Source organism: Allobosea sp. MMO-172 (assembly GCF_037147855.1).
Taxonomy (GTDB): domain Bacteria; phylum Pseudomonadota; class Alphaproteobacteria; order Rhizobiales; family Beijerinckiaceae; genus Allobosea.
Genome location: NZ_JBBCUM010000013.1, coordinates 39,693 through 65,223 on the forward strand (window position 1 = coordinate 39,693; position 25,531 = coordinate 65,223).

General features: G+C 67.7%; 22 protein-coding genes, 1 tRNA gene, 1 pseudogene and 2 riboswitches. Of the genes and pseudogenes, 10 read left to right on the top strand and 14 right to left on the bottom strand.

The genetic code is table 11. The features are described 5' to 3' along the window. Nucleotides 1–129: 129 nt before the first annotated feature. Entirely contained in the window at nt 130–1,368 is a 1,239-nt protein-coding gene (locus tag WFK61_RS18650) for an aspartate kinase (RefSeq protein WP_336813586.1), read from the top strand. A gap of 56 nt (nt 1,369–1,424) precedes the next feature. On the opposite strand, the gene WFK61_RS18655 is transcribed toward WFK61_RS18650, so the two are convergent. Further along, nucleotides 1,425–2,210 carry an ADYC domain-containing protein gene (locus WFK61_RS18655; protein WP_336813587.1) on the bottom strand — a complete coding sequence of 262 codons (786 nt, stop codon included), beginning with the start codon at nt 2,208–2,210 and terminating at the stop codon, nt 1,425–1,427. A gap of 115 nt (nt 2,211–2,325) precedes the next feature. Continuing rightward, on the bottom strand, nt 2,326–2,598 hold the full coding sequence (locus tag WFK61_RS18660) for a hypothetical protein (protein WP_336813588.1): 273 nt from the start codon (nt 2,596–2,598) through the stop codon (nt 2,326–2,328). 162 nt (nt 2,599–2,760) lie between these two features. On the opposite strand from WFK61_RS18660, the pseudogene WFK61_RS18665 reads away from it, so the two are divergent. Further along, nucleotides 2,761–3,066 (top strand): annotated as a pseudogene (locus WFK61_RS18665) (winged helix-turn-helix domain-containing protein); the annotation flags it as partial. A 591-nt stretch (nt 3,067–3,657) separates the two neighbouring features. Here WFK61_RS18665 and WFK61_RS18670 read toward each other — a convergent pair. The 4 genes from WFK61_RS18670 to WFK61_RS18685 all read right to left on the bottom strand — a co-directional run bounded on the left by WFK61_RS18670 (nt 3,658) and on the right by WFK61_RS18685 (nt 9,366). After that, nucleotides 3,658–6,789, bottom strand: a complete 3,132-nt coding sequence (locus WFK61_RS18670; RefSeq protein WP_336813589.1) for an efflux RND transporter permease subunit — start codon at nt 6,787–6,789, stop codon at nt 3,658–3,660. After that, nucleotides 6,786–7,979 carry an efflux RND transporter periplasmic adaptor subunit gene (locus tag WFK61_RS18675; RefSeq protein WP_336813590.1) on the bottom strand — a complete coding sequence of 398 codons (1,194 nt, stop codon included), beginning with the start codon at nt 7,977–7,979 and terminating at the stop codon, nt 6,786–6,788. The genes WFK61_RS18670 and WFK61_RS18675 overlap by 4 nt, the downstream gene beginning before the upstream one ends. 15 nt (nt 7,980–7,994) lie before the next feature. Continuing rightward, a complete protein-coding gene (locus WFK61_RS18680; RefSeq protein ID WP_336813591.1) occupies nt 7,995–8,465 on the bottom strand; it encodes a MarR family winged helix-turn-helix transcriptional regulator in 471 nt (156 codons plus the stop codon). 109 nt (nt 8,466–8,574) lie between these two features. Then, complete coding sequence (locus WFK61_RS18685; RefSeq protein ID WP_336813592.1) at nt 8,575–9,366, bottom strand: enoyl-CoA hydratase/isomerase family protein; 792 nt, start codon at nt 9,364–9,366, stop codon at nt 8,575–8,577. Nucleotides 9,367–9,540: 174 nt separating this feature from the next. On the opposite strand from WFK61_RS18685, the gene WFK61_RS18690 reads away from it, so the two are divergent. From WFK61_RS18690 to WFK61_RS18700, 3 genes are all read left to right on the top strand, one after another. Beyond that, nucleotides 9,541–10,632 (top strand): NADH:flavin oxidoreductase/NADH oxidase, encoded by a 1,092-nt coding sequence (locus tag WFK61_RS18690; protein ID WP_336813593.1) that lies wholly within the window; start codon nt 9,541–9,543, stop codon nt 10,630–10,632. A gap of 157 nt (nt 10,633–10,789) precedes the next feature. After that, entirely contained in the window at nt 10,790–12,283 is a 1,494-nt protein-coding gene (locus tag WFK61_RS18695; protein ID WP_336813594.1) for a carboxypeptidase M32, read from the top strand. 135 nt (nt 12,284–12,418) lie between these two features. Next, entirely contained in the window at nt 12,419–12,733 is a 315-nt protein-coding gene (locus tag WFK61_RS18700; protein WP_336813595.1) for an Rdx family protein, read from the top strand. A gap of 147 nt (nt 12,734–12,880) precedes the next feature. On the opposite strand, the gene WFK61_RS18705 is transcribed toward WFK61_RS18700, so the two are convergent. From WFK61_RS18705 to thiO, 4 genes are read right to left on the bottom strand one after another with little or no spacing between them, the layout of a single operon-like run. Next, a complete protein-coding gene (locus WFK61_RS18705; protein ID WP_336813596.1) occupies nt 12,881–13,495 on the bottom strand; it encodes a thiamine phosphate synthase in 615 nt (204 codons plus the stop codon). A 14-nt stretch (nt 13,496–13,509) separates the two neighbouring features. Then, entirely contained in the window at nt 13,510–14,280 is a 771-nt protein-coding gene (locus WFK61_RS18710) for a thiazole synthase (protein ID WP_336813597.1), read from the bottom strand. 1 nt (nt 14,281) lies between these two features. Next, nucleotides 14,282–14,479: a sulfur carrier protein ThiS gene (gene thiS, locus WFK61_RS18715; RefSeq protein WP_336813598.1), complete on the bottom strand. Its 198-nt coding sequence runs from the start codon at nt 14,477–14,479 to the stop codon at nt 14,282–14,284. Further along, entirely contained in the window at nt 14,463–15,458 is a 996-nt protein-coding gene (thiO, locus tag WFK61_RS18720; RefSeq protein WP_336813699.1) for a glycine oxidase ThiO, read from the bottom strand. Before thiO ends, thiS begins: the two co-directional genes overlap by 17 nt. Nucleotides 15,459–15,536: 78 nt before the next feature. Then, a riboswitch (TPP riboswitch) is annotated at nt 15,537–15,639 on the bottom strand. 213 nt (nt 15,640–15,852) lie between these two features. Between thiO and WFK61_RS18725 the strand changes: the two genes are divergently transcribed. The 5 genes from WFK61_RS18725 to ltaE all read left to right on the top strand — a co-directional run bounded on the left by WFK61_RS18725 (nt 15,853) and on the right by ltaE (nt 21,025). Next, nucleotides 15,853–15,943, top strand: a tRNA-Ser gene (locus WFK61_RS18725). Between the two features lie 266 nt (nt 15,944–16,209). Further along, nucleotides 16,210–17,682: a protein adenylyltransferase SelO gene (locus WFK61_RS18730; RefSeq protein ID WP_336813599.1), complete on the top strand. Its 1,473-nt coding sequence runs from the start codon at nt 16,210–16,212 to the stop codon at nt 17,680–17,682. Further along, a complete protein-coding gene (locus WFK61_RS18735) occupies nt 17,679–18,338 on the top strand; it encodes an alpha/beta hydrolase family protein (protein ID WP_336813700.1) in 660 nt (219 codons plus the stop codon). Before WFK61_RS18730 ends, WFK61_RS18735 begins: the two co-directional genes overlap by 4 nt. Nucleotides 18,339–18,537: 199 nt before the next feature. After that, complete coding sequence (locus tag WFK61_RS18740) at nt 18,538–19,917, top strand: L-serine ammonia-lyase (protein WP_336813600.1); 1,380 nt, start codon at nt 18,538–18,540, stop codon at nt 19,915–19,917. Nucleotides 19,918–19,996: 79 nt separating this feature from the next. Beyond that, entirely contained in the window at nt 19,997–21,025 is a 1,029-nt protein-coding gene (gene ltaE / locus WFK61_RS18745; protein ID WP_336813601.1) for a low-specificity L-threonine aldolase, read from the top strand. 10 nt (nt 21,026–21,035) lie between these two features. On the opposite strand, the gene WFK61_RS18750 is transcribed toward ltaE, so the two are convergent. From WFK61_RS18750 to WFK61_RS18765, 4 genes are all read right to left on the bottom strand, one after another. After that, a complete protein-coding gene (locus WFK61_RS18750; protein ID WP_336813602.1) occupies nt 21,036–21,818 on the bottom strand; it encodes an ABC transporter ATP-binding protein in 783 nt (260 codons plus the stop codon). Then, entirely contained in the window at nt 21,815–22,858 is a 1,044-nt protein-coding gene (locus tag WFK61_RS18755; RefSeq protein ID WP_336813603.1) for a FecCD family ABC transporter permease, read from the bottom strand. Before WFK61_RS18755 ends, WFK61_RS18750 begins: the two co-directional genes overlap by 4 nt. Further along, nucleotides 22,855–23,892 (bottom strand): ABC transporter substrate-binding protein, encoded by a 1,038-nt coding sequence (locus WFK61_RS18760; RefSeq protein WP_336813604.1) that lies wholly within the window; start codon nt 23,890–23,892, stop codon nt 22,855–22,857. Before WFK61_RS18760 ends, WFK61_RS18755 begins: the two co-directional genes overlap by 4 nt. A gap of 213 nt (nt 23,893–24,105) precedes the next feature. Further along, nucleotides 24,106–24,317, bottom strand: a riboswitch (cobalamin riboswitch). A gap of 35 nt (nt 24,318–24,352) precedes the next feature. Continuing rightward, nucleotides 24,353–25,531: a mandelate racemase/muconate lactonizing enzyme family protein gene (locus tag WFK61_RS18765; protein ID WP_336813605.1), complete on the bottom strand. Its 1,179-nt coding sequence runs from the start codon at nt 25,529–25,531 to the stop codon at nt 24,353–24,355.

The following is a 25,531-nucleotide window of genomic DNA, read 5'->3' on the forward strand; positions in this document are numbered from 1 at the left end:
GGTCCTTCGCTTATGCGATGCCGCATTGACACCGCGCCTGTCGCCCGTCATCTACACCCGCCCCGCCGCAAGAGCGAGGGCGACGTTTCGACCCGGCCCCAAGCCGGGGCAGCTATCGAAAAGACCGTCATGGCCCGTCTGGTGATGAAATTCGGCGGCACCTCAGTCGCCACTGTCGAGCGCATCAAGAACGCGGCGCGCCACGTCAAACGCGAGTTCGACGCCGGGCACGAAGTCGCGGTCGTGGTGTCTGCCATGTCGGGCAAGACCAACGAACTCGTCGCGTGGTGCAAGGAAGCCGCGCCGATGTTCGACCAGGCCGAGTACGACACCGTCGTCGCCTCGGGCGAGCAGGTCACCTCCGGCCTGATGGCGATCGTGCTGCAGGAGATGGGCCTGCCGGCGCGCTCCTGGCAGGGTTGGCAGATCCCGCTCTACGGCTCGGACGCGCATGGCTCGGCCCGGATCGAGAGCGTCGACGGTGCCGGCATCGTCGCCGGCTTCGACCGCAATCGCGAGATCGCGGTCTGCTCCGGTTTCCAGGGCATGAACCCGCGCACGCATCGCATCGTCACGCTCGGCCGCGGCGGTTCCGATACCAGCGCGGTCGCGCTCGCCGCCGGCCTCAAGGCCGATCGTTGCGACATCTACACCGATGTCGACGGCGTCTACACCACCGACCCGCGCGTGGTGCCCAAGGCCCGGCGCATGGACAAGGTCTCCTTCGAGGAAATGCTCGAAATGGCCTCGCTCGGCTCCAAGGTGCTGCAGGTGCGCTCGGTCGAGATCGCCATGACCCAGCGCGTGCCGACCTATGTGCGCTCCTCCTTCGACGACCCCGAAAACCCCAATCCTGGCACCCTCATCTGCGACGAGGACGACATCGTGGAACAGCAGATCGTCACCGGCATCGCCTTCTCCCGGGACGAAGCCCAGATCACCCTCCGCCGCGTGGCCGACAAGCCCGGCGTCGCCGCGGCGATCTTCGGCCCGCTCGCCGATGCCAATATCAATGTCGACATGATCATCCAGGTCGTCTCGGACGATCAGGCGACGACCGACATCACCTTCACCGTGCCGACCGCCGATTACGAGCGCGCCAGGACGCTGCTCGAGAGCAAGCACGACACGATCTCCTATCAGGAGATCCAGGGCGCGACCGACGTGGTGAAGATCTCGGCGATCGGCGTCGGCATGCGCTCGCATGCGGGCGTCGCGGCGCGCGCCTTCCGGGCGCTGGCCGAGAAGGGCATCAACATCCGCGCGATCACGACCTCCGAGATCAAGTTCTCGGTGCTGATCGACTCGGCCTATACCGAGCTCGCGGTGCGCACGCTGCACTCGCTCTACGGGCTGGATGCCGCCTGAGAGAGGTCGTGCTCAGCCTGCGCTCGCCGACAGGGCGCAGGAAGATCCGATAGCCCTTAAGGCGCCGAGCGGTTGAACAGGCGCGCCCCAGCGGCGCGCGCAGCCGCTTCCGTGCAGGCCGGACCGAGCTTGCCGACCAGGCGCGGGCAGGTCTTGGCCAGCCGCTCCAGCGAGGTGTTCTCCTTGACCCGGACATGGGCGACGCAGACCGCCCCACCCGGCCCCCAGGCCGCCTCGAAACTCTGCTCGGGAGCGAGTTCCGGCGTCTGGGTCTCGTGGATGTCGTAGAGGTCGATATTCATGCCGTCGCGCGTCGTCGCCTCGCCCATGCCGCAATAATCGGCCCGGACCATGCGGATGCAGGCATTGTAGAGTTCCGTCATCGGCCGCCCGTCAGGCTGGACGAGCCAGGGCGCGTAGCCGAAGCGCACGCATTTGCCTTGCGCGCCGGCGGTGCAGACGATCTCGAACGCGCCGGGCTCCGCCGCGAACAGCATACCGGCGGCATCGGCGCGGCCGGCGATGGGGAAGCCCTCGCGCGTGCCGTCGGGGGCCGCCTGGCAGAACGGCTCGCCCGTCGCGTCGTCGCGGAAATCGTGCAGCAGCCTGCGCCCGGCCGGATCGGTCGGGTCAGGCCGGATGCCGGCGACACGCACGCGAATGCGCCGCTCACCCCCGGCATAGACCAGCACCATGCCCGTCAAGGCCTCGCGCTCACGGACGCCGCCATCGGCCAGCGTCACCCGGAAGGCGCCGTCGCGCGCTTCGATCGCCGTGACCTGGCGCCCCTGTGCGAGAACCGGGCCGGCGAACAACACGAGAGCGAGGATGAGAAAGCGCATGGAGGCCCCGACGGGTTTCCGGATGATCCTGGCCGATGCCGACCGCGATGCAAACGGCCTTTGCCCCCCTTCCGACGGCGGGAGGGAGGCAGAAGCCCGCTCTCGGCGGAAAGGCTCAGTCGGCCAGCTCGACCGCGATCAGCGAGAGCGTCTCGGCCTCGGCCGCGCCGCGGACCGAGGTGCCCTGCCAGGAACGGCCGTTGAGGCCGAGCCCGTTCTTCATAAAGCCGTTGAGGGCGAGGCCGTTGACCCGCGAGCCGTTGAGCTGGAGACCGTTGATGGCGATGCCGTTGGGCTGGGTGCGCAGCCGCACCGCTTCCGCAGGCGTGGCGAAGATGCCGGCAACGATGGCGGCGGTGGCGGCAGCGGCGAAGGTCTTGGCGAACATGGTGATTTCCCCCTTGAAACTGAGCGGCGGCGTGCTTGCCGTCCGATGCGAGGGGAATGCCTGATGACGGAGCGGAATGCTTGAAGGCGAGCTTGGATTCTGCTTGAGATTTCCTTGATTTTTCCGTGAGGAGAATCGGGGCTTCGCGACGCAGGGGGGCGGATGCGATTTGTCTTTGGCGCGTTCGCGCTCGATGCCGGCCGGCGCGAGCTCAGCCGGGCCGGAGTTCCGGTCGCGATCGAGCCGCAGGTGTTCGACCTGCTGCTGCACCTGGTCCGCCATCGCGACCGGATGGTGAGCAAGGAAGACCTGCTCGACGCCGTATGGGGCGGGCGCATCGTCTCCGAATCCTCGCTGACCAGCCGTGTCAACGCCGCCCGCAAAGCCGTCGGCGACAGCGGCGAGGAGCAGCGCCTCATCCGGACGGTGCCGCGCAAGGGCTTCCGCTTCGTGGCCGAGGTCGTCGAGGAAGGCGCTGCCACCGCCTCCCACCCGTCATCCCGCTATGGCGGCTACGGCAAGGGCGAGTTCGCCTATATCGAAGGCCGCTACTTCTGTTACCGGCGCTCCTTCCTCACCGGGAAGAAGATCACACGCTCGGTTCTCGATATCCGCTGGAACGATGCGCTCGGCGCGCTCTCCTTCGACGAGCGGCTGCGCTACGTTTCGGATGGCGGCGTCGAGCAGATCACCCATTATGCGGGCGAGATCCACATGCATCTCGACCGGGTGCTGATGACCCTGCTCTCGATCGACGAGGGCGAGGTCCGGGCGGCGATGGTCAACGTGCCGGAGAAGCGGGCAACCTCATCGGGCACGCGCAAGCTGCGCGGCGTGCTGCTGACGCATGGCTATCCGAAATCCTTCTACCAGCCGGTGATCAGCGCCGTAGCGATCGAGCTGGCCTCGCCGGAACACAGCGACGTCCAGGGCGAGACGATGGAGCCGGGCCATCCCGATTTCGAACGGGTCGAGCGGGACCTGCGGCTGGCAGAGGAGCATGCGGTCGTGATGACACCGCTGCTGGCGCGCTTGCCCTGATACGAGACTCCGAGCCGCTCACTCCGCCGGATGCGTGACCGGCGGCGCCTGCTTCGTGCCGCGGATGGTGCCCCCGAGCTTCACCAGCCCCTCCGAGAGCCTGTCCATGTAGAGGAACAGGACGGGCGTGATGAACAGCGTCAGTACCTGAGAGATCATCAGCCCGCCGACCACGGCGATGCCGAGCGGCTGGCGGAGTTCCGCGCTCGCGCCCGCGCCAAGCGCGATCGGCAAGGTGCCCATCAGCGCCGCCAGCGTCGTCATCAGGATCGGCCGGAAACGCATCACGCAGGCCTGGTGGATCGCCTCCTGCGCGCTCTTGCCCTCGCGCCTGAGCACCAGCGCCACGTCGATCATCATGATCGCGTTCTTCTTGACGATGCCGATCAGCATCAGGAGCCCGATGATGGCGATGACCGAGAGCTCGAGATCGAAGAGCCTGAGTGCGCCGAGCGCGCCGACCGCCGCCGATGGCAGGCCGGTCAGGATCGTCAGCGGGTGGATGAAACTCTCGTAGAGGATGCCGAGCACGATATAGATCGTCAGGATCGCGCCGGCGATCAGCAGGCCCTGATTGGCGAGCGAATCCTGGAAGGTCTTGGCCGTGCCGGCGAGCGTGGTCGAGATCGACCTGGGCAGGCCGAGTTCGTCCTTGATCGCCTCGATGCGGTTGACGCTGTCACCGAGAGCGACGCCGGCCGGCAGGTTGTAGGAGATCGTCACCGCCGGGAGCTGGCCGAGCTGATTGACGGTGAGCTGGCCGGCCGTGCGCTCGATCCGGGCGATGGCGCCAAGCGGCACCAGCGTACCCGATTTGGTGCGAATGCGGATCGCGTTGAGGCGCTCCGGCGTCCAGTGCTCGTTCGGATTGAACTCGACGACGACATTGTAGCTGTCGCCGGCGGTGTAGATCGTCGAGACCTGCCGGACGCCGAAGCCGGAATAGAGCGTCGAGCGCAGGATGTCGGAGCCGATGCCGAGCGCATTGGCCTTGTCGCGATCGACGACGACGGTCGCCTGCAGGGCGTTGTCCTGCAGGTCGGTGGTGACGTCGACGAAGGTCGAGCGGTCGCGGCTCATCGCGTCGGCAAGGCGCACGGCCCAGCCGTTCATCTGCTGCTGATCGAGCCCCTGCACGACGAGCTGATACTGGCTCTTCGAGGAGCGGGCGCCGATGCGCAGGTTCTGGACGGGGGTCATGTAGGTGCTGATGCCCGCCACCTGTGCGAGATCGCGCCGGAGCGAGGCCAGCACGGCCTGGATATGGGGCCGCTCGTCGAGCGGCTTCAGCTCGACGAAAAGACGGCCGGCATTGAGCGCGCTGCCACCGCCGCCATTGCCGCCGACGGTCGAGGCGACATGGGCGACATAGGGGGACTTGCGGAAGACCTGAGCCACTTCGGCCTGGAGCTTCTGCATCGCGTCGAAGGAGATGTCCTGCCGCGCCTCGGTCGAGACCTGGAGCTGGCCGATATCCTCCTGCGGGAAGAAGCCCTTCGGCGTGGTCTGGAGCAGCCAGACCGTGCCCGCCATGGTCAGGAAGAAGGCGAGCAGCATCAATGGCTGGAAACGCAGGCAGAGTTTCAGGCCTGCGTCATAGCCCGCGAGCAGCTTGTCGAAGCCCTTTTCCAGCCAGCGGCCGAGCGCGTTCTCCTTGTGGTGCTCGGAATAGCCCGAAAGCAGGCGCGAGCAGAGCATCGGCGTCAGCGTCAGCGAGACGAAGGCGGAAGCCAGGATCGAAACCGTCACCACCACCGCGAACTCGTTGAAGATGCGGCCGATGACGCCGCCCATCAGCAGCACGGGGATGAAGACCGCCACCAGCGAGAGCGAGATCGAGATGATGGTGAAGCCGATCTCGCCCGCGCCCTTGAGGGCGGCATCGTAGGCCGAGAGGCCGTCCTCCTCCATGTGCCGGACGATGTTCTCGAGCATGACGATGGCATCGTCGACGACGAGGCCGACCGATAGCGTGAGCCCCAGCAGCGAGATGTTGTCGATCGAGAAATTGAGCAGGTACATCACCGCCAGCGTGGCGATGATCGAGATCGGCACCGCGACGGCCGGGATGAAGGTCGCGGCGACTCGACGCAGGAAGACGAAGATCACCATCACCACCAGCGCGATGGTCAGCAGCAGCGTGAACTGCACGTCCTCGACCGCCTGGCGGATCGAGGTCGAACGGTCGTTGAGCAGCGAGAGCGAGGCGGCCGCCGGCAACTGGTCCTCGAAGGCCGGGATCATCGCCTTGACGCGATCGACCACCTCGACGGTGTTGGCGTCGGGCTGGCGCTGGACGGCGAGCACGATCGCGGGCGTGCCGTCATAGGTGCTGCGGGTCTGCGTGTTCTCGACGGAGTCGATCACCTTGGCGACGTCGCCGAGCCGGACCGGCTTGCCCGAGCGCGTGGTGATGATGACATTGGCGAACTGGGCGGCATCGGCGAGCTGCGTCTTCGCCTGGATGGTCAGCTGCTGGGCCGAGTTCTGGATGGTGCCGACCGGCGTGTTGGCATTGGTCGCGGTGATCGCCTGCTGCAATTCGTCGAGGCCGATGCCGCGCGCGGCGAGCGCGGTCGGATCGATCTGGATGCGCACGGCGTATTTCTGGCTGCCCCAGATCAGCACCTGCGCGACGCCGTCCACGGTCGAGAGCGCCGGCGAGATCACCTGCTGGGCGAAGGCGTCGAGCTGCGAGAGCGGCACGACGTCGCTCTTCAGCGCCATGAGGATGATCGGCGCATCCGCCGGGTTCACCTTGCGGTAACTCGGCTGGGTCGTCATCTCGATCGGCAATTGCCGCTGCGTGCGGGCGATCGCCGCCTGAACGTCGGCGGCGGCCGCATCGATATCGCGGTTCAGCACGAACTGGATCGCGATCGAGGTCGAGCCCTGCGAGTTCGTGGTCGAGATCGAATCGATGCCGGCGATGGTGGCGAACTGCTTGATCAGCGGCGTCGCGACCGAGGTCGCCATGGTGTCGGGCGAGGCGCCGGGCAATTGCGCGGAGACGTTGACGACCGGGAACTCGGCGCGCGGCAGCGCCGCGACCGGCAGGAAACGCCAGGCGAAGAGCCCCGCCAGCACCAGCGAGACCGACATCAGAATGGTTGCGACGGGGTGGCGGATGCAGAAGGAGGAGACGTTCATGAGCGTGCGCCCTCCGCAACCGGCGTCGCCTGCGCCGGCTTCTCGCCGGTAGCCGCGCGCTCGCGCACCCTGGTGCCCTGCTTCAGGCGCATCTGGCCGTCGGTGACGACACGCTCGCCCGGCGCGATACCCTCAGTGACGGCGGTGCGCTCGCCATCGCTGAGCGCGACCTTGATCTGCCGGAGATCGACCGTGGAATCCGGCTTCACGACGAAGACATAGGGCCCCTTCTGGCCGGTCTGGACCGCGACGGTCGGGATCACCGTCACGCCCGCCAGCGTCTCCGGGATGATCTCGACATCGACATATTGCCCCGGCCAGAGGCTGAGATCGTCATTGGCGAAGGCGGCCTTGGCGGTGATCGTGCCGGAGGTGATGTCGACGGTGGAATCGACGAAATTGAGCTTGCCCTCGGCCGCCGTACGGACGGCATTGGGTACGCGCGCGGTCACCGGAACAGGCTTCGCGGCGGCAAGCGCGCCCTGCAGGGTCGGCAATTCGCCCTCCGGCATGGCGAAGGAGACGCGCAAGGGCTTCATCTGGGTGATGGTCAGGAGGCCGGTGCCGCTGCTGTTGGCGCTGGCGTTGACGAGATTGCCGGGCGTGACCTGCACGGTGCCGATGCGCCCGTCGATCGGCGCGGTGATGCGGGTGTAGCTCAGCTTGAGCCGGTCGGCGTCGAGCGTCGCATGATCGGCCTGGATCGAGGCGGCGGAGCTGCGCTCGTCGGCGGTTGCCTGATCGACCTGCGCCTGCGTGCCGGCATTGCGGGCGAAGAGCTGTCTGTAGCGGTCGAGATCGGCGAGGTTGCGGGTATGGGTCGCCTCATCGCGCGCCAGCATCGCCTCGTCCTTGGCGATCTGGGCCTTGATGTCGCGATCGTCGAGGGTGAAGAGCAGGTCACCGGCCTTGACGAACTGCCCGTCGGTGACGTGCAGGGCCATGATCTGGCTGTCGATGCGGGAGCGCACGAGCACGCTCGCCGGCGTCTCGACGAAGCCGATCGCATGCTTGCGCACCGGGAAATCGGCCTGGATCGCCGCAGCGGACACCACGGCGACCGGAGCGCCCTCGCCCCGCCCGCCACGGGCCGCATGCGTGGCCTCAGGCGCGCGCGAATGCCAGTACCAGGCTCCGCCGGCTGCAAGGCCGATGGCAACGACGCCGATGATCAATCCTGAACGCTTCATCGTCTTTCCACTCGCTCAGGCTGCGTTGCCGGCAGAGGCCGGTGCCTTGTCTTCGGATCGGGTGCGGATCTGCTCACGGATCGTGGAGAGCGTGCCGAGGGCGGACTGGATCGCGGCCTCCTCGGCCTCGCCGAGAATCTCGTCGGCGATCTCGGTGCGGACAGCATCGAGGCCGTCGACCAGCGCCCGGCCCTCCGGCGTGAGAAAGAGACGATAGGCACGCCGGTCAGCCGGGTCCTCGCGCCGCTCGATCAGGTTCTGGCTCTGCAAGCGATCGAGCAGGCGGGCGAGCGAAATCGGCTGAAGGTCCATCTGCTCGGCGAGCGAGGCCTGGTTCAGCCCCTCCTGACGCCGCAGCCGGGACATCACGCCCCATTGCGCCCGCGTCGTGCCGTGCTGGCGGGCGCGCTGCTCGACATAGGTCCGAAGCAGCCGCGAGGTTTCAACCAGCTGGAAAACCAGTTCCCGCCGCAAGGGTCGCTTCATTCGCAGGCCTCCCAATCGTAAGCCTGCTTATCATATGTCCGATTACGGCATTTTCAGGAGCGGATTGTGCAACGCACGCGATGGTGAAGAGGCGCTGCGGCTGCGCCCCTCACCGGCCGGTGAAGGCCGCGGAGCGCTTCTCCAGAAAGGCCGTCACGCCCTCGCGGAAATCGGCGGTCGCCGTCGTCTCGCGGAAGGCGTCGCGCTCGGCATCGAGATGGTCAGCGAGATCGGCATCGGGAGCCTCCGCCAGCAAGCTGCGGATGCGGCCATACGCGCCGGTCGGGCCCGCCGCGAGCTTGCGGGCCATTGCCAGGGCCTCGTCGCGGGCCTGGGGGGCGGGTACGACACGGTTGACGAGGCCGATCTTCAGCGCCTCCTCGGCCCCGAAAGTTTCCGCCAGCAACGCGATCTCGCGCGCCTTGCGCTGGCCGACGAGCCGGGCGAGCCGGTAGGTGCCACCGAGATCGGGCGTTGCGCCGATCCGGGCATAGGCCATGGTGAAGCGGGCATCGTCGGCGGCAACCGCGAGATCGCAAGCGAGCGCGAGGCTGAATCCGCCGCCCGCGATCGCGCCCTGCAGGCAGGCGACCGAGGGCTGCGGCAGCGCATCGATCAGGCACAGCGCCTCGTGGAGCGGCGCCATGATCGCCTCGATGCCGGCCGCGATGTCGTCGCTGGCGAGGAATTGCGAGACGTCGCCGCCGGCGCAGAAGGCCCGGCCATTGCCTTGCAGCAAGATAGCGCGCACGTCGCTGCTGGCCGTGATTGCCCTGACCTGCGTGAGGAAGAGCTCGGCCATCGGCGCGTCGATGGCGTTCAGCACCGCCGGCCGGTTGAGCGTCAGGATGGCGACGCCGCCGTCACGGGTGAGCTGAACCGAATCGGAAGCGTCAGGCATGGCGGTCTCCGGGAAGCGCGGGCTGTCACCCCCGAGGCTAGCACCGGGGTCGCCGGCATCGCGAGGTGCATCTGCACGCATCGGGCATCGCGTTTGCGCGAGGGCCACTGGCCTTGGCCACGGGGCGGCTTCTAGACTGCACGGGAAACCTGCCCCTTCCGAGACTTGTCCCCCATGAGCCAGCTCTTCAGCCCCTATCAGCTTGGCGGCCTCACGCTTGCCAACCGCATCGTCATCGCCCCGATGTGCCAGTATTCGGCGCAGGATGGTTGCGCCAGCGACTGGCATACCATCCATCTCGGGCATCTCGCGCTTTCGGGCGCCGGTCTCCTGATCATCGAGGCGACGGCCGTCGAGCCCGATGGCCGGATCAGCCCGTTCGATCTCGGGCTCTGGTCCGACGAGACGGAGGCCGCGCTCGGCAAGGCGCTCGATTCGGCCCGCCGCTGGTCGGACATGCCGATCGCGATCCAGCTCGCCCATGCCGGCCGCAAGGCCTCTGTCGCCCAGCCCTGGAAAGGCGGCGGCCAGCTAGGCCTAGATCAGGGCGGCTGGACGGTCGAGGGCCCCTCCGAGCTCGGCTTCGAAAACTACCCACGGCCGCCGCGCGCTCTCACCCGCGACGATATCGGCCGATTGATCGAGGCTTTCGCGGATTCGGCCCGCCGGGCCGTGCGGCTCGGCTTCGCCGCGATCGAGCTCCATGGCGCGCATGGCTACCTGATGCACCAGTTCCTCTCGCCGTTCTCGAACAAGCGCGAGGACGAATATGGCGGCTCGCTGGAGAGCCGGATGCGCTTCCCGCTCGCAGTGCTCGATGCGGTGCGGGCCGTGGTGCCGGCGGGCTATCCGGTCGGCTTCCGCATCTCCGGCACGGACTGGGTCGAGGGTGGCTGGGATATCGAGCAGAGCATCGCCTTCTCCCAGGCTGCCAAGGCACGCGGCGCCGATTTCATCGACATGTCCGGCGGCGGGCTCTCGGCCCAGCAGAAGATCCCGCTCGGCCCGAGCTATCAGGTGCCGCTGGCGCGGGCCGTGAAGCAGGCGACAGGCATCACCACCATGGCGGTTGGCCTGATCACCGAGGCCGAGCAGGCCGAGGCGATCATCGGCACGGGCGAGGCCGACTTCGTCGCATTGGCGCGCGGCATCCTCTACAACCCGCGCTGGCCCTGGCACGCTGCCGCCCAGCTCGGCGCCACCGTCAAGGCGCCGAACCAGTATCTGCGCTCGCAGCCGCGCCAGTATTCCAAGCTGTTCGCCTGAATTCGCAACGCTGTTCCAGGTCATCCCGGACGGAGCGAAGCGAAGATCCGGGATCCATGCCTGAATCGTTCGGGCATGGATCCCGAGTCTCCCTGCGGTCGCCCGGGATGACGGCGTACGTTATGAAGCTCGACAGAATCGCCGGAGCCGCTGAGACATGACCGCCTATTCCGACCTCTCCGTCCATTTCGGCCGCATCGCCGCGCTGTCGAACGCCGTCGGCATCCTGCAATGGGACAACGACGTGATGATGCCAAAGGGGGCGGCCGAGACGCGGGCCGAGAGCATGGCCCTGCTCCACGTCATGCGCCACGGCCTCTCGACCGATGCCCGCATCGGCGACTGGCTCGCCGAAGCCGAGAACGACAGCAGCCTCGGCGCCTGGGAGAAGGCGAACCTGCGCGAGATCCGGCGCGTCTGGACTGTCGATACCGCCCTGCCTTCCGAATTGGTGGAAGCGTCGAGCAAGGCGGTCTCGGCCTGCGAGATGCGCTGGCGGCAGGCGCGGGCCGATGCCGATTTCGCCGGGCTCCTGCCCTATCTCGCCGAGGTGCTGAACCTGCAGCGCCAGATCGGCCGGGCCAAGGGCGAGAAGCTCGGCCTCTCGCCCTATGACGCCCTGCTCAACGATTACGAGCCCGGCGGTCGCGCGGCCAAGATCGACGCGCTGTTCGACGATCTCGCCGCCTTCCTGCCGGGCTTCACGCAGGAAGCGCTTGCCGTGCAGGCCCGCCGGCCCGCCCTGGCGGCGCTGGAAGGCCCCTTCGCCACGGAGACGCAGCGGGCGCTCGGCCTCAAGTTCATGGCGGCGCTCGGCTATGATTTCGAGCGCGGCCGGCTCGATATCTCGACCCATCCGTTCTGCGGCGGCGCCGACAACGATGTCCGCATCACCACGCGCTATGACGAGGCCGATTTCACCAAGGCACTAATGGGCGTGCTGCACGAGACCGGCCACGCGCTCTACGAGCAGGGCCGGCCGCAAGGCTATCTCAACCAGCCGGTCGGCGCCGCGCGCGGCATGAGCCTGCATGAAAGCCAGTCGCTGCTGATGGAGATGCAGGCCTGCCGTTCGCGTCAGTTCCTCACCTATGCAGCGCCGTTGATGCGCGAGAGCTTCGGCGGGACCGGCCCGGCCTGGGACAGCACGGCGATGTGGCATCGCTATACCCGCGTCGAGCCCGGCTTCATCCGCGTCGATGCCGACGAGGTCACCTACCCCGCCCATGTCATCCTGCGCTACCGGCTGGAAAAGGCGCTGATCGCCGACGAGATGCCGCTCGCCGAGCTGCCGGCCGCCTGGAATGCCGGGATGAAGTCCCTGCTCGGCGTCACCGTGCCGAACGACCGGCTCGGCTGCCTGCAGGACATCCACTGGCCGTCCGGCGGCTGGGGCTATTTCCCGACCTATACGCTGGGCGCCATGACCGCGGCCCAGATCTTCGAGGCCGCCTGCAAGGCCGAGGCCTCGATACTGCCCGGCATCGGCAAGGGCGATTTCAGCCCGCTGGTCGGCTGGCTGCGCGCCAATATCCATGGCAAGGGCGCACTGCTCTCGACCGACGACCTGCTGACCGAAGCCACCGGCCGGCCGCTCGACGCCTCGGTATTCAAGGCGCACCTGCGCCGACGCTACATCGACGAAGTCTGAGCGATCTTGATTTTATTTAGTCGAAACAAAAACTTAAGCCATAGCCGATTGCCGATCGGCCATGCAGCTTTCAGGCTTGCATCGGGACACGCGAAGCGGGATGTCGGAGACGACCTCCCGCTTCGGTAACCGATCATGCCCCAGACCAAGCCCGCCCCCCGCATCGCCATCACCTATTGCTCGCTATGCAACTGGATGCTGCGCTCGGCTTGGCTCGGGCAGGAACTGCTCTCGACCTTCGGGCAGGACCTCGGCGAGGTCGCGCTGATCCCGCGCACCGGCGGCATCTTCCAGATCCAATACGACGGCGAGCTGATCTGGGACCGCAAGGCCGATGGCGGCTTCCCGGATTCCAAGGTGCTGAAGCAGCGCGTGCGCGACCGCCTCGACCCCGAGCGCAGCCTCGGCCATGTCGACGGCCACACGATGTCGGCCGAGGCGGAGAGCTGAGAGCACTCTCCACCATCACAATACTGCGTGGTCATCCCGGACAAGCGGCGAAGCCGCGCCGATCCGGGATCCATGCCGGAACCCATTTCGGAAGCGCTCCGGAATGGATCCCGGGTCTCCGCTTCGCTGCGCCCGGGATGACAGCGTTCAGGCTGTGGCCCCGTGCTTCCGCGTCGCCGCGATCCAGGCCTTCAGCCGTCCCTCGGGATCGGCGTTCAAGGTGATATCGGTCACCGCCGCGACGATGTCGGCGCCGGCCTCGAACACGCCCGGCGCCCGCTCCAGCGAGATGCCGCCGATGCCGACCAGCGGCAGGTCGCCGATGCGGCGCTTCCATTCGCCCAGCCGCTCCAGGCCCTGCGGACCGAAGCGCATCTGTTTCAGGATCGTCGGATAGACCGGGCCGAGCGCGACATAGTCCGGCTTCGCCGCCAGCGCGCGCTCCAGCTCGGGTTCGTCATGGCTGCTGATGCCGAGCTTCAGGCCGGCCTTGCGGATCGCATCGAGATCGGCGTCGTCGAGATCCTCCTGGCCGAGATGGATGAAGTCGCAGCCCTCGGCGATGGCGAGCTTCCAGTAGTCGTTGACGACGAGCACGCAGCCGGCCGCAGCACAGAGCGTCTTCGCCCGGGCGATCTCGCGGGCGACCTCGGTCTCGGGACGATCCTTGACGCGCAACTGCACCAGCTTGACGCCAAGCGGCAGCATCCGCTCCAGCCAATCGGCACTGTCGAAGATGGGATAGAACGGGTCGAGCTTCATGCGAGACATGCCCTTCAGGCGAGGAAGGCTTTGCCCATGACGGGCGTGGAGGGAGCGGCCATGTCACGCGCCTCGATCGGCTGCGCGGCGAAAGCCTGCCGGCCGGCGCGGATGGCGAGCGCGAAGGCCTCGGCCATCGCGGCGGGATCGCCGGCCTTGGCGACGGCGGTGTTGAGCAGAATGCCGTCATAACCCATCTCCATCGCCTGCGCGGCATGGGAGGGCAGGCCGATGCCCGCATCGACGACGAGCGGCACATCCGGGAAATGCTGGCGCATGCTGCGCAGGCCATAGGGATTGTTGAGCCCCCTGCCCGATCCGATCGGCGCGCCCCAGGGCATCAGCACCTCGCAGCCGGCATCGAGCAAACGCCCGCCGACAACGAGATCCTCGGTGGTGTAGGGAAAGACCTTGAAGCCGTCGTCAGCGAGGATGCGCGCGGCTTCGACCAGCGCGATCACATCCGGCTGGAGCGTATCGTCCTCGCCGATCACCTCGAGCTTGATCCAGTCGGTGCCGAAGACCTCGCGCGCCATCTGCGCGGTGGTGACCGCCTCCTTGACGGTGTGGCAGCCGGCCGTGTTCGGCAGGACCTTGACGCCGAGCTCGCGGATCAGCGCCCAGAAAGCCTGACCGGCACCGCCTGACGATTCCCGGCGCAGCGAGACGGTGACGACCTCGGTACCGGAGCGCTTCACCGCCTCGGCGAGGATCGCCGGCGACGGATATTGCGCCGTGCCGAGGAAAAGCGGGTTCTCGGGCTCGAAGCCGTAGAAGGATGCCATCTCAACCTCCCTGCATCGGTGCGACGATCTCGATGCGGTCGCCCTCGTTCAGGGCTGTCTCGGCGCGCTTGCGGGCCGGCACGAAATCACCGTTCACCGCGGTGGCGACGATGCGGCCGCCATAGCCCAGTTCGGCCAGCGCCTCGGCCAGCGTCCTGGCCACGATCTCCTGCGGCGCGCCGTTAAGCAGCAAGGTCATGCAGCATCTCCGGTCTAGCTTGCGGGTTCAGCACGGCATCGGCCGCCATCCGCGCCATGGCGGGGCTGAGCAGAAAGCCGTGGCGATAGAGCCCGTTGACATGGATCACCCGGCCGCGACGCGTCAGCCGCGGCAGATTGTCGGGGAAAGCCGGGCGGGCATCGGTGCCGATCTCGACGATTTCTGCCTCGGCGAAGGCCGGATGCAGCGCATAGGCCGCGCCGAGCAGTTCCAGCATGGCGCGGGCGGAAATGCGGCGGCGCTCGCCACTCTCGATCATCGTCGCGCCGACCATGAACAGCCCATCCGCGCGCGGCACGATATAGAGCGGGATGCGCGGATGCAGCAGCCGGACCGGCCGCGACAGGCTGATATCGTCGCTGCGCAGCAGCAGCATCTCGCCCTTGACGCCGCGCAGATCCGGTAGGACATCGCGCGCCGCCAGTCCCCGGCAATCGAGCACGATATCGGCATCGAGATCGCTGGGCTCGGCGGCACTGTTGAACTGAATGACGGCGCCGTTGGCGATGAGCCGCTCGGCGAGCGCAGCGACCGCGCGGCGGGGGTCGAGATGTCCCTCCCCGCCAAAGAACAGCCCACGCGAGAATCGTCCGGCGAGGTCGGGCTCCAGACCGGCGATGGCCTCGCCGTCGATCTCCTCGAAATGGCTGGTGCGCTGGCCGAAGCGGCGCAATTCCGAACGATCCCGGCTGGGTGCGACGACGAGCGTGCCGTTGCGGGCGACGCCGCCGGCATGGCGCTCCCACCAGGCGGCCGCCTGCTGGCCAAGCCGGATCACAGGCTCCTCGGCACTCTCGCCCTCGCACCAGGGCGCCAGCATGCCGCCGGCATACCAGGAACAGGCGGCGGCGCCGATGTGGGGGCCGCGCTCATGGACGGTCACGCTGGCGCCGCGCGCCAGCAATTCGGTGGCGCAGGCCAAACCGACCACGCCGGCGCCGACCACCGCGACATTCAAGCCTGACTGAAGGCGTTGCGCCGTCATGCTCTTCCCTGCTCCCGGAAAGGCAGCGGCCTGGGGCACGAGCGGAATATCTGCGAGCCGAAGACCGTTCCCTTCGCCGGCATTACCCGGATCAGGTACGATGGGTTGGCGCAAACCCGCGCCTCTCAGCCTCTCGGCACCCCAACGGACGGGCCCAATCTAGTGGCTGCCGGGCAGAGGGGCAAGGCAAGCCGGCGCACAGCTCCTTTGCGGAAGATGCCGCCCTAGCACGAGGGAAACCGGTTGCGCCCTCCCTTCACACGGGAGGGATCGCTCGTGCAGACCACACGCATGCACAGACAGTGAGAAGGAAGTTGCCGACGAGGCTTGTCAAACGCCTCGGCAATCGGGCATAGAGCCTCTCGCCGGAGACGTGGCCGAGAGGCTGAAGGCACTCGTTTGCTAAATGAGCATACCCCACAAGGGTATCGAGGGTTCGAATCCCTCCGTCTCCGCCACTCCTTTTCCCGCCTTTGCGATTTCTGCCGAGAGCCCAACGGCTTAAGCTGCGTCAGCTGCGCGTCCTGATTGCCGCAGCACCCGACCCGCCACGGGGCTGAGGAGCATCCACGCCGGCGCAGACCCGGTTCAAAAGTCCGCCGGAAGGAAAAGAATCGTACGCTTGCCGTCGCGGACTTCCAGGGGCGAGCGCACCGCCAGTTCACCACGTCCGCCTCAATCTCCTCGATGTTGCGCCGTGGCCTGCCGGGTATATCTATGGTCGATGGTCGCGATCCCCTTCGACAATTCCTATGCGCGCCTGCCTGAGCGCTTCTACGCCACGGTCGCCCCGACGCCGGTTCCCGCGCCGCGGCTGCTGCGGCTGAACGAGCCGCTGGCGGCGCAGCTCGGGCTCGACGCGGGTTGGCTGAAGAGCCCGGACGGCGTGGCGATGCTGGCCGGCAATGACGTCCCCGTGGGCGCCGCTTCGATCGCCACGGCTTATGCCGGGCACCAGTTCGGCGGCTTCAGCCCGCAGCTCGGCGACGGGCGCGCCATCCTGCTGGGCGAGATCGTCGACCGGAACGGCAGGCGCCAGGATATCCAGCTCAAGGGCGCGGGCCCGACCCCGTTCTCGCGCCGGGGCGATGGCCGTGCCGCGCTGGGCCCGGTGCTGCGCGAGTATATCGTCAGCGAGGCGATGGCGACGCTCGGCGTGCCGACGACGCGGGCGCTGGCCGTCGTCCTGACGGGCGATTCCGTCCGGCGCGAGACGCTGCTGCCCGGTGCCGTGCTGACCCGCGTCGCCTCCAGCCATATCCGGATCGGCACCTTCCAGTTCTTCGCCGCGCGGGGCGATCACGAGGGCCTGCGCCTGCTCGCCGACCATGTCATCATCCGGCACTATCCAGCCTGCACGGGCGACGGGCGCTACCTCGCCCTGCTGGAAGCAGTGATCGCCGCGCAGGCCGCGCTCATCGCGCAATGGATGACGATCGGCTTCATTCACGGCGTGATGAACACGGACAACATGTCGATCGCCGGCGAAACCATCGATTACGGCCCCTGCGCCTTCATGGACACCTATCACCCGACGACCGTGTTCAGCTCGATCGACGAGCGCGGCCGCTATGCCTATGCCAATCAGCCGCCGATCGCCCGCTGGAACCTGACCCGCTTCGCCGAGACGCTGCTGCCGTTGCTGGCGCAGGACCAGGACAAGGCCGTGGCGATCGCGCAGGAGGCGATCGACCGGTTCGATCCGCAATTCCAGACCCATCTGATCGCCGGGCTCCGCCGGAAGCTCGGCCTTGCGTCCGAGGAAGCGGAGGATGTCGATCTCATCAGGACGCTGCTTGAGGCGATGCAGCAGGGCGAAGCCGATTTCACGCTGGTCTTCCGCCGGCTGAGCGAGGCCGCCGGCCCGGCGGGAGATGCCGATGCCTGTCGCAGCCTCTTCGCCAATCCTTCCGCCTTCGACGCCTGGGAAGAGCGATGGCGCCAGCGCCTGCTGCGAGAGGCGGCGCCGGCGGAGGCGCGGCAAGCTGCGATGCTCAGCGCCAACCCGCTCTATATCCCGCGCAACCATCAGGTCGAGGCGGTGATCGAGGCCGCCGTCGAGCGCAACGATCTTGCGCCGTTCGAGACGCTGCTGGAGGTCCTCGCCCGGCCGTTCGACATCCAGCCCGGCCGTGAGGATTATGCGCGGCCACCGGCCTTGCATGAGCGCGTGCTGGCGACGTTCTGCGGGACCTGAAGCCGATGTTCCTGTTCGATGGCCCCGAGCAGGCCGCAATCACGATCCTGCTGGCGCACGGAGCCGGCGCGCCGATGGACTCGGCATCGATGACGGCGGCGGCCAAGGCGCTGGCCGGGGCCGGCTTTCGCGTCGCACGCTTCGAGTTCGGCTACATGGCGGCAAGGCGAACCGGAACCGCACGCACACCGCCGCCAAAGGCCGAGAAGCTCAATCCGGAATATCTCGCCGCGATCGAGGCGCTCGGCGCCAGGGGCACGCTCGTCATCGGCGGCAAGTCGATGGGTGGGCGCGTCGCCAGCATGGTGGCCGATTCCCTGTTGGATGCCGGACGGATCCAGGGCCTGCTCTGCCTCGGCTATCCCTTCCATCCGCCCGGCAAGCCCGGGCAATTGCGAACCGCGCATCTCGCCGATCTGAAGACGCCGGCCCTGATCGTGCAGGGCACGCGCGACGAATTCGGCACCCGCGAGGAGGTCTCGACCTACGCGCTTTCGCCAGCCATCGATCTGCTCTGGCTGGAAGACGGCGATCACGACCTGAAGCCGCGCAAGCGGATATCCGGCTTCTCCGCCGCCGATCATCTCGGGACCATGGCCGGGGCCGTCCGCGGCTGGGCCGGAAAGCTCGGCGCGTATCCGGCCGACAGTGCGTGAAGCGGCGGCGCAGCGCTTGTCCCGGCAAAAGAGATGTGACGACAAGCGCCCCGCTCGGACATTCCCTTTCACCGCCCGTCATGCCATCGAAATAGGCGATGGCCTGGGCTCGGATGCAGGCGATCCAAAGCGTGACGGCGTGACGAAATCCTTCCGGGTTTCGCACTCCGCATAAAAAACGGTTCGACAGGGGGCGGGAATGTTCCTGAGCGTATTCGACGTCTTCAAAATCGGCATCGGTCCGTCGTCCTCGCATACGATGGGACCGATGACGGCGGCGGGGCATTTCCTCGCGCTGCTGCGACAGGACCCGTCGCGCGACCGCGCCGCGGCCGTCCGCGCGACGCTCTACGGCTCGCTCGCCTTCACCGGAAAGGGCCATGCCACGGACCGCGCCGTGGCGCTCGGCCTGCTCGGCTGGACGCCGGCCGCCTTCGATTTCGATGCCGCCGAACGTCAGCTCGACGAGCTCGGCCGCAGCCATCTCCTGCGCCATGACGGCTTGCCGCCGCTGGTCTTCGACCCCGCGACGGACATCGTCTTCGACTACGGGCCGCCCCTGCCCGGCCATGCCAACGGGCTCGTCTTCAGCGCCCGCGATTCCGCCGGGACGGAACTCCTGTCCGAGACCTATTACTCGATCGGCGGCGGCTTCGTGGTGACGGCGCAGGAGCGCGAGGCGCCGGCCGCAACGACGGAAGCCGCCTCCTGGCCCTACCCGTTCGCCAATGCGGCATCGATGCTGCGCATGGCCCGGGAAAGCGGCCTTTCCATCGCGGAGATGAAGCGCGCCAACGAGATCCACCGCCAGTCACCGGAAGAGGTCGAGAACGGCCTCGCCCGGCTCTGGTCGGTAATGAACGACTGCATCGAACGCGGCATGAGCCAGGAGGGTGAACTGCCCGGCGGCCTGCGCGTGCGGCGCCGAGCGGCGCGCATCCATCAGCAGCTGGCGGCGGAAAAGCTCGCCAACCGCGCCCAGCCGCATGCCTCGACGGATTGGCTCAGCGTCTATGCCATGGCGGTGAACGAGGAGAACGCGGCCGGCGGCCGGGTCGTGACCTCGCCGACCAACGGCGCCGCCGGCGTCGTGCCGGCCGTGCTGCGCTACTATCTCGACCATTGCGTCGGCGCCGAACCGGAGAAGGTCGCCGATTTCCTGCTAACAGCGGCGGCGATCGGCGGGCTGATCAAGCACAATGCCTCGATCTCCGGGGCCGAGGCCGGCTGCCAGGGCGAGGTCGGCTCCGCCGCCGCGATGGCCGCGGCCGGGCTCTGCGCCGTGCTCGGCGGCACTCCCGCCCAGATCGAGAATGCGGCCGAGATCGCGCTGGAGCACCATCTCGGCATGACCTGCGACCCTGCTGCCGGTCTCGTCCAGGTGCCCTGCATCGAGCGCAACGGCATCGGCGCGATCAAAGCGGTCGCAGCCGCATCGCTGGCGCTGCGCGGCGACGGCTCGCATTTCATGCCGCTGGACAACTGCATCGAAGCGATGCGCCAGACCGGCGAAGCCATGAACGAGCGCTTCAAGGAAACCAGCCTCGGCGGGCTCGCGGTCAACCTGCCGGAATGCTGAGCCCTCCCCCGTCAATTTTGCATGATGGCGCGGGCGCGTGCCGGGTAGTGTGGCCATACAGCCCGCAAGGATCGGATCGATGATCGTGGATGATTTCCGCTCGGATACGGTGACGCGCCCCGGCGACGGGATGCGCGCCGCCATGGCGGCGGCAGAGGTTGGCGACGCCGTCTATGACGATTGCCTGACGACCAAGCGGCTGGAAGCCATGACCGCCGAGCGGCTCGGCAAGGAAGCCGCCCTGTTCTTCCCCACCGGCACGCAGGCCAATCTCGCCGGGCTGATGGCCCATTGCGAGCGCGGCGAGGAATATATCGTCGGCCAGATGGCGCATACCTATCGGCTGGAAGGCGGCGGCGCGGCCGTGCTCGGCTCGATCCAGCCGCAGCCCCTGCCCAACGAGCCGGACGGCACGATCGCGCTCGACGCCATCGCCAATGCGATCAAACCGAACGACTTCCACTTCGCGATGACGCGGCTCCTGGCGCTGGAGAACACCTTCAACGGCCTCGTCCTGCCCGATGCCTACCTGGAGGCCGCGACCGGGCTCGCCCGTTCGCGCGGGCTCGCCACCCATCTCGACGGCGCCCGCCTGATGAACGCGGCAGCGGCGAGCAATCGCGACGCCAGCTGGATCGCCGGGCAGTTCGACACGGTGTCGCTCTGCCTGTCCAAGGGGCTGGGTGCGCCGATCGGCTCCATCCTCGTCGGCCCGAAGGATTTCATCGCGAAAGCCCGCCGCATCCGCAAGATGCTCGGCGGCGGCATGCGCCAGACCGGCGTGATCGCGGCGGCCGCGATCTACGCGCTGGAACACAATGTCATCAGGCTTGGCGAGGATCACCGGCGCGCTGCGGCACTCGCCGAAGTGCTGGGACGCTTTCCGGAACTCGGAGCCGGACCTGCCCGCACCAATATGGTGTTCATGGCGCCGAAGGCGCTCGATACCGCAGCGTTCGCCGCATTCCTGCGCGAGCGCGGCATCGCCGTCAGCGGGCGTTACGGCACCTTGCGCTGGGTGACCCATCTCGACGTGGACGACGCCTCCGTCGCGCGCGTCGCCGAGGCGTGCGAGCGCTTCTTCGACAAGCGGCAGGCTGCGGAGTAGAGGCTCAAACTCAACCGCCTTTCCGCGGCTCGGCCTCGATCAGGTATTCGATGTGACGCCGCCCGGAAGCTCCCGGGCGGATCGAGACCGCGACGCCAAAGATGCGCTGGATCGCCTCGGCGGTCAGCACGTCCTCGGGCGCACCTGCTGCCTGGAGCCGGCCATCATGCAATAGCGCAATCTCGTCGCAGAACATGGCGGCGAGGTTGAGATCGTGCAACGCCATGATGCAGGTGATGCCGAGGCGGCGGACCAGGCTCAGGATCGAGAGCTGGTGCTGGATGTCGAGATGATTGGTCGGCTCGTCGAGGATCAGCTCGCTCGGCTCCTGCGCGAGCGCGCGGGCAATGTGGACACGCTGGCGCTCGCCGCCTGAGAGCGTGTGCCAGAACTGGTCGTGGCGCTCGGTGAGGCCGACCCGCGCCAGCGCTTCGTTGACCGCGGCCTCGTCGGCATCGTTCCAGGAGGCAAGCGCGGCGCGATGCGGCGTGCGGCCGAGGCGGACGACATCGCAGACGGAGAGCTGGATGTCCGTCGTCGCCTGCTGTTCGACGAAAGCGAGGCGGCGGGCGAGCTCACGGCGCGGCACGGCGGCGATGTCGTTGCCGTCGAGCGTGACGACACCGCTCGCGACATTGCGCAACCGGCAGAGCAACCGGAGCAGGCTCGACTTGCCGGAGCCGTTGGGGCCGATCAGGCCGAGCACCCGGCCGGGCGCGGCTTCCAGCGTCACGCCATCGACGATGATCCGGCCGCCGGCACCCCAGCGAACCTCGCGGGTCGCGAGCGTCATGCCGGCCTCCGGGCGCGATAGAGGATGAGCGCGAAGACCGGCGCGCCGAACAGCGCCGTCACCACGCCGATTGGCAGAATCTGCTGCGGGATCAGGATGCGGGAGAGGATGTCCGCGAGGATCATGAAGATCGCGCCGATGACGAGGCAGGCCGGCAGCAGGCGGGCATGGCCGGAGCCGACGAGAAAGCGCGCGGCATGAGGGATGATCAGCCCGACGAAGCCGACCGTGCCGACGATCGACACCATCACCGCCGTCATCACCGCCGTGGTAGCGAAGAGCACGACCTTGACCCGCGTGACCGCGACGCCGAGCGAGGCCGCGGCGTCGACGCCGAAGGCGAAGGCATCGAGCGCCTTGGCGTGCAGCATGCAGATGCCGAAGCCGATGAAGGCGACCGGCGCCGCCATCCAGATGTCGGGCCAGCGCACGCCGCCGAAATTGCCGAGCAGCCAGAACATGACGCCGCGCGCCTGCTCGGCGCTGGCGAGCGTCGTGACGATCGTCGCGGTCGCGGCGTTGAAGAGCTGCGAGGTGGCGACGCCGGCGAGGATCACGCGATCGCTCGCCCCGCCCGCCCCTGCCGCCAGCAGGGCGACGACGACAAGCGCGGCGCAGGAGCCGATGAAGGCGCCGGCCGAGACCGAGAGCACCGCGCCGCCGATGCTGATGCCAAGGATCAGCACCGCGACGGCGCCGGTCGAGGCGCCGGCCGAGATGCCGAGGATATAGGGCTCCGCCAAGGGATTGCGCAGCAACGCCTGCAGGATCGCGCCCGACAGGGCGAGCGCGCCGCCGCATAACCCAGCCATCAGCGCGCGGCTCAGGCGATAATCGAAGATCACGCCCTGCTGGATCGCGCTGACGGGAAAGTCGAGATCGAACAACCCATTGCCGAGCGCCTTCAGCGCCGTGTCCAGCGGAATGCGCATCTCGCCGATCGTCACTGCCAGCGCGACCGAAAGGATCAGCGCCAGCAGCGAGGCCAGCGCGATCGCGATCCGCGCCGGCCAGTTCGGCCCGTGGGCGGCGTGGCTCAACGCGAGATACCGAAACCGGCGATCGCCTTGGCGAGGGTCTCGATGCCGTCGACCGTGTCGAGCCCGGCGCGGGTCGCGCCGACATCCATGATGACGACGCGGTTGTTCCTGACCGCATCGAGCTTGCTGGCGACCGGGTCGGTCTTCAAGAACTCCAGCTTCTTCTCGATATCGTCGGCCGGGAAGCGGCGCCGATCCATCTTCACGGTGACGATCACGGCCGGGTTGGCGGCGGCGATACTCTCCCAGCCGACCAGCGGCCATTCCTCATTGGTCGCGATGATGTTGCGGGCGCCGAGCTTGGACAGGATATAGGCAGGCACGCCGTTCTTGCCGGCCATGAAACCGTCGCCCTTGATGTCCTTGCTGGAGAACCAGACGACGACCGGCACGTCCTGCGCCTTGAGCTTCGCGACCTGCTCGACGGCCTTGTCCTCGCGCGCCTTGAGCTCGGCGACGAGCTTCTCGGCCCGGTCGGCGACGTCGAAGATTTCGCCGAACTCGCGGATGTTGCGATAGACCAGATCCATCGTGAACATCTGGGTGCGCACGCCGTCGCCGGCGCCGGAATTGTCCTTGCCGACGCAATCGGTCGGGGAGACGTAGGCCGGCACCTTGACCTTGGCGAACTGGTCGCGCTTGCCGACGATGCCGTTGGGCCCGACATGCCATTCGAACATCGCGGTGACGAGATCGGGCTCCTGCGCCAGCACGGCCTCGAAGCTCGGGTCGTTGTCGGCAAGGCGCTTCACCTTGGCATTGACGGCCTCATAGGGCCTGGCCACCGGCGAGAACCAGACCGCCGTGCCGACGACGCGGTCGCCGAGGCCGAGCGCGTAGAGGATTTCCGTCTGGGTCTGGCCGATCGCGACGACGCGCTTGGGCGCGGCGTTGAAGGTGATCGTTTCGCGGCAATTCTCAAGGGTCAGCGGATATTTCGTGGGCGCCGCAGTGGCCACACCAGCCGCCAGAACGCCGAAAAACGCGGCTGCCGAGAGACGGAGCAAGGAATTGAACGGGCGCGCAGCCGGCATCGAGATCATCCGAGATGCAACAATGTTGCATTTCTGATAGGGTGTGCGGCAGGCAGCCGTCAAGCCGCCCTGAGCGGCCTGTGTGGTGGTCTTCGTGAACATGGACTTCATCGCTCCCCGAGATGACGGCCGGGGCAGCTTGGGCATGTGAGACGGAGGGCCGGTCACGCGGACCGCCATCGACACACAGCTCCGGAACACCCCGTCCGAAAGACGTCTTCGACGACCGGGGCAGGTCTCCTGGCTCGCGGGTCAATGCCGCTTCCGCCCGGCCTTCCCGGCGCGTCGGGCGCCAGTGGACGATGGGGGGAGAGCTCGCCGCTTACAGTTGCGGGGGCAGCCTCGGCTTTGATGCGGGTCGCATCTCACCGAATTCCCTCTTAGCTCCGGGAGCAAACCGGAGAACCTCGATCGGCGCACACCCTATAAGGGCGCGGCGCGCCGTCAAGCGGACATCGCGTCAGAGGCTCGGCGTGCTGTAGAGCCGCTTGCCGCCGACCGAAATCTCGACCTCTTGCAGATAGCCACGCAGCGCCGTGGTCGCGACCGCGATGCCGAGGCCCGGCGCATCGGGCGCCGCGACCTGCCCGTTCGCGTCGCGCTCCAGATGATTGGCGGAGATCGCCGTCGCGAGCGGCTTCGGCATCGCCGGATATTCGCAGATCTCATGGCCGGCCAAGCCGGCATAGGGCTGGAGCGAGGCCGAGAGCGCCAGATGCGAGGTGAAGGTGTGGTTGACGAAGGTCACGCCCTTGGCGACCGCGTAATCCGCCACGGCCTTGGACGGGCCGATGCCGCCGATGCGGCCGCAATCGATCTGGACATAGCCGATACCGCCATACTCGATGAGCTGCCGCGCCATCGACTCGTTATGGGCGCCCTCCCCGCCAGCCAGCCGGACCTTGCCGCTGCGCCTGGCGAGCGCGCCATAGGCTTCGAGCGCACTGGCGTGGAACGGCTCCTCGAACCAGAGCACATTCGCCTTTTCCATCGCAGGCAGGCGGGCGGCGGCGCGTTCGACATCCTCGATGAAGATCTGGCCGGTATCGACCAGCAGGATGCCGTCCTGCCCCAGCCCCTCGCGGGCGGCGACGAAATGCTCGGCATCGGCCGCGACACTGCCCCGGCCGATCGGCCCCCAGCCGAACTTGGCGGCGCGGAAGCTGCGGCTGCGGGCATCGCGGGCGCGTTCGAGGGTTTCCTGCGCCGTGTCGCCGAACAGGACCGAGGCATAGGGTGTCTTCGGATGGCTCTTTGCATAGCCGAGCAGGCGCCAGACCGGCTCGGAGCGCATCTTGCCGAGGATGTCCCAGAGCGCCATCTCGACGCCGGAGAAGGTATGCGGCGCCTGCAGCAGGTCCATCGAGTTATAGGCGACCGCAGCGGCGATGCGGGCGATATCCTCCGCGCTTTCCAGATTCTGGCCGAGCACTGAATCGGCGACCGGCCGGCAGACGCCATGCGACATCGGGCAGATGAAGGCGGCGATGGAGGGCAGCGGCGCCGCCTCGCATTCGCCCCAGCCGACATGGCCGCCGGCGGCGACCCTGACCAGCAAAGCATCCTGGCTGCCATCGGCCTCGTCGGTGACGACGGGCATGGCGAGATAGAAGAAATCGACGGCCTCGATCCTGGGCAC

Excerpts from the sequence above, each read along its gene's own strand:
- WFK61_RS18650 (WP_336813586.1), top strand. The coding sequence starts at position 130 with ATGGCCCGTCTGGTGATGAAATTCGGCGGCACCTCAGTCGCCACTGTC.
- WFK61_RS18655 (WP_336813587.1), bottom strand. The coding sequence starts at position 2,210 with ATGCGCTTTCTCATCCTCGCTCTCGTGTTGTTCGCCGGCCCGGTTCTC.
- WFK61_RS18660 (WP_336813588.1), bottom strand. The coding sequence starts at position 2,598 with ATGTTCGCCAAGACCTTCGCCGCTGCCGCCACCGCCGCCATCGTTGCC.
- WFK61_RS18670 (WP_336813589.1), bottom strand. The coding sequence starts at position 6,789 with ATGAACGTCTCCTCCTTCTGCATCCGCCACCCCGTCGCAACCATTCTG.
- WFK61_RS18675 (WP_336813590.1), bottom strand. The coding sequence starts at position 7,979 with ATGAAGCGTTCAGGATTGATCATCGGCGTCGTTGCCATCGGCCTTGCA.
- WFK61_RS18680 (WP_336813591.1), bottom strand. The coding sequence starts at position 8,465 with ATGAAGCGACCCTTGCGGCGGGAACTGGTTTTCCAGCTGGTTGAAACC.
- WFK61_RS18685 (WP_336813592.1), bottom strand. The coding sequence starts at position 9,366 with ATGCCTGACGCTTCCGATTCGGTTCAGCTCACCCGTGACGGCGGCGTC.
- WFK61_RS18690 (WP_336813593.1), top strand. The coding sequence starts at position 9,541 with ATGAGCCAGCTCTTCAGCCCCTATCAGCTTGGCGGCCTCACGCTTGCC.
- WFK61_RS18695 (WP_336813594.1), top strand. The coding sequence starts at position 10,790 with ATGACCGCCTATTCCGACCTCTCCGTCCATTTCGGCCGCATCGCCGCG.
- WFK61_RS18700 (WP_336813595.1), top strand. The coding sequence starts at position 12,419 with ATGCCCCAGACCAAGCCCGCCCCCCGCATCGCCATCACCTATTGCTCG.
- WFK61_RS18705 (WP_336813596.1), bottom strand. The coding sequence starts at position 13,495 with ATGAAGCTCGACCCGTTCTATCCCATCTTCGACAGTGCCGATTGGCTG.
- WFK61_RS18710 (WP_336813597.1), bottom strand. The coding sequence starts at position 14,280 with ATGGCATCCTTCTACGGCTTCGAGCCCGAGAACCCGCTTTTCCTCGGC.
- thiS (WP_336813598.1), bottom strand. The coding sequence starts at position 14,479 with ATGACCTTGCTGCTTAACGGCGCGCCGCAGGAGATCGTGGCCAGGACG.
- WFK61_RS18730 (WP_336813599.1), top strand. The coding sequence starts at position 16,210 with ATGGTCGCGATCCCCTTCGACAATTCCTATGCGCGCCTGCCTGAGCGC.
- WFK61_RS18740 (WP_336813600.1), top strand. The coding sequence starts at position 18,538 with ATGTTCCTGAGCGTATTCGACGTCTTCAAAATCGGCATCGGTCCGTCG.
- ltaE (WP_336813601.1), top strand. The coding sequence starts at position 19,997 with ATGATCGTGGATGATTTCCGCTCGGATACGGTGACGCGCCCCGGCGAC.
- WFK61_RS18750 (WP_336813602.1), bottom strand. The coding sequence starts at position 21,818 with ATGACGCTCGCGACCCGCGAGGTTCGCTGGGGTGCCGGCGGCCGGATC.
- WFK61_RS18760 (WP_336813604.1), bottom strand. The coding sequence starts at position 23,892 with ATGCCGGCTGCGCGCCCGTTCAATTCCTTGCTCCGTCTCTCGGCAGCC.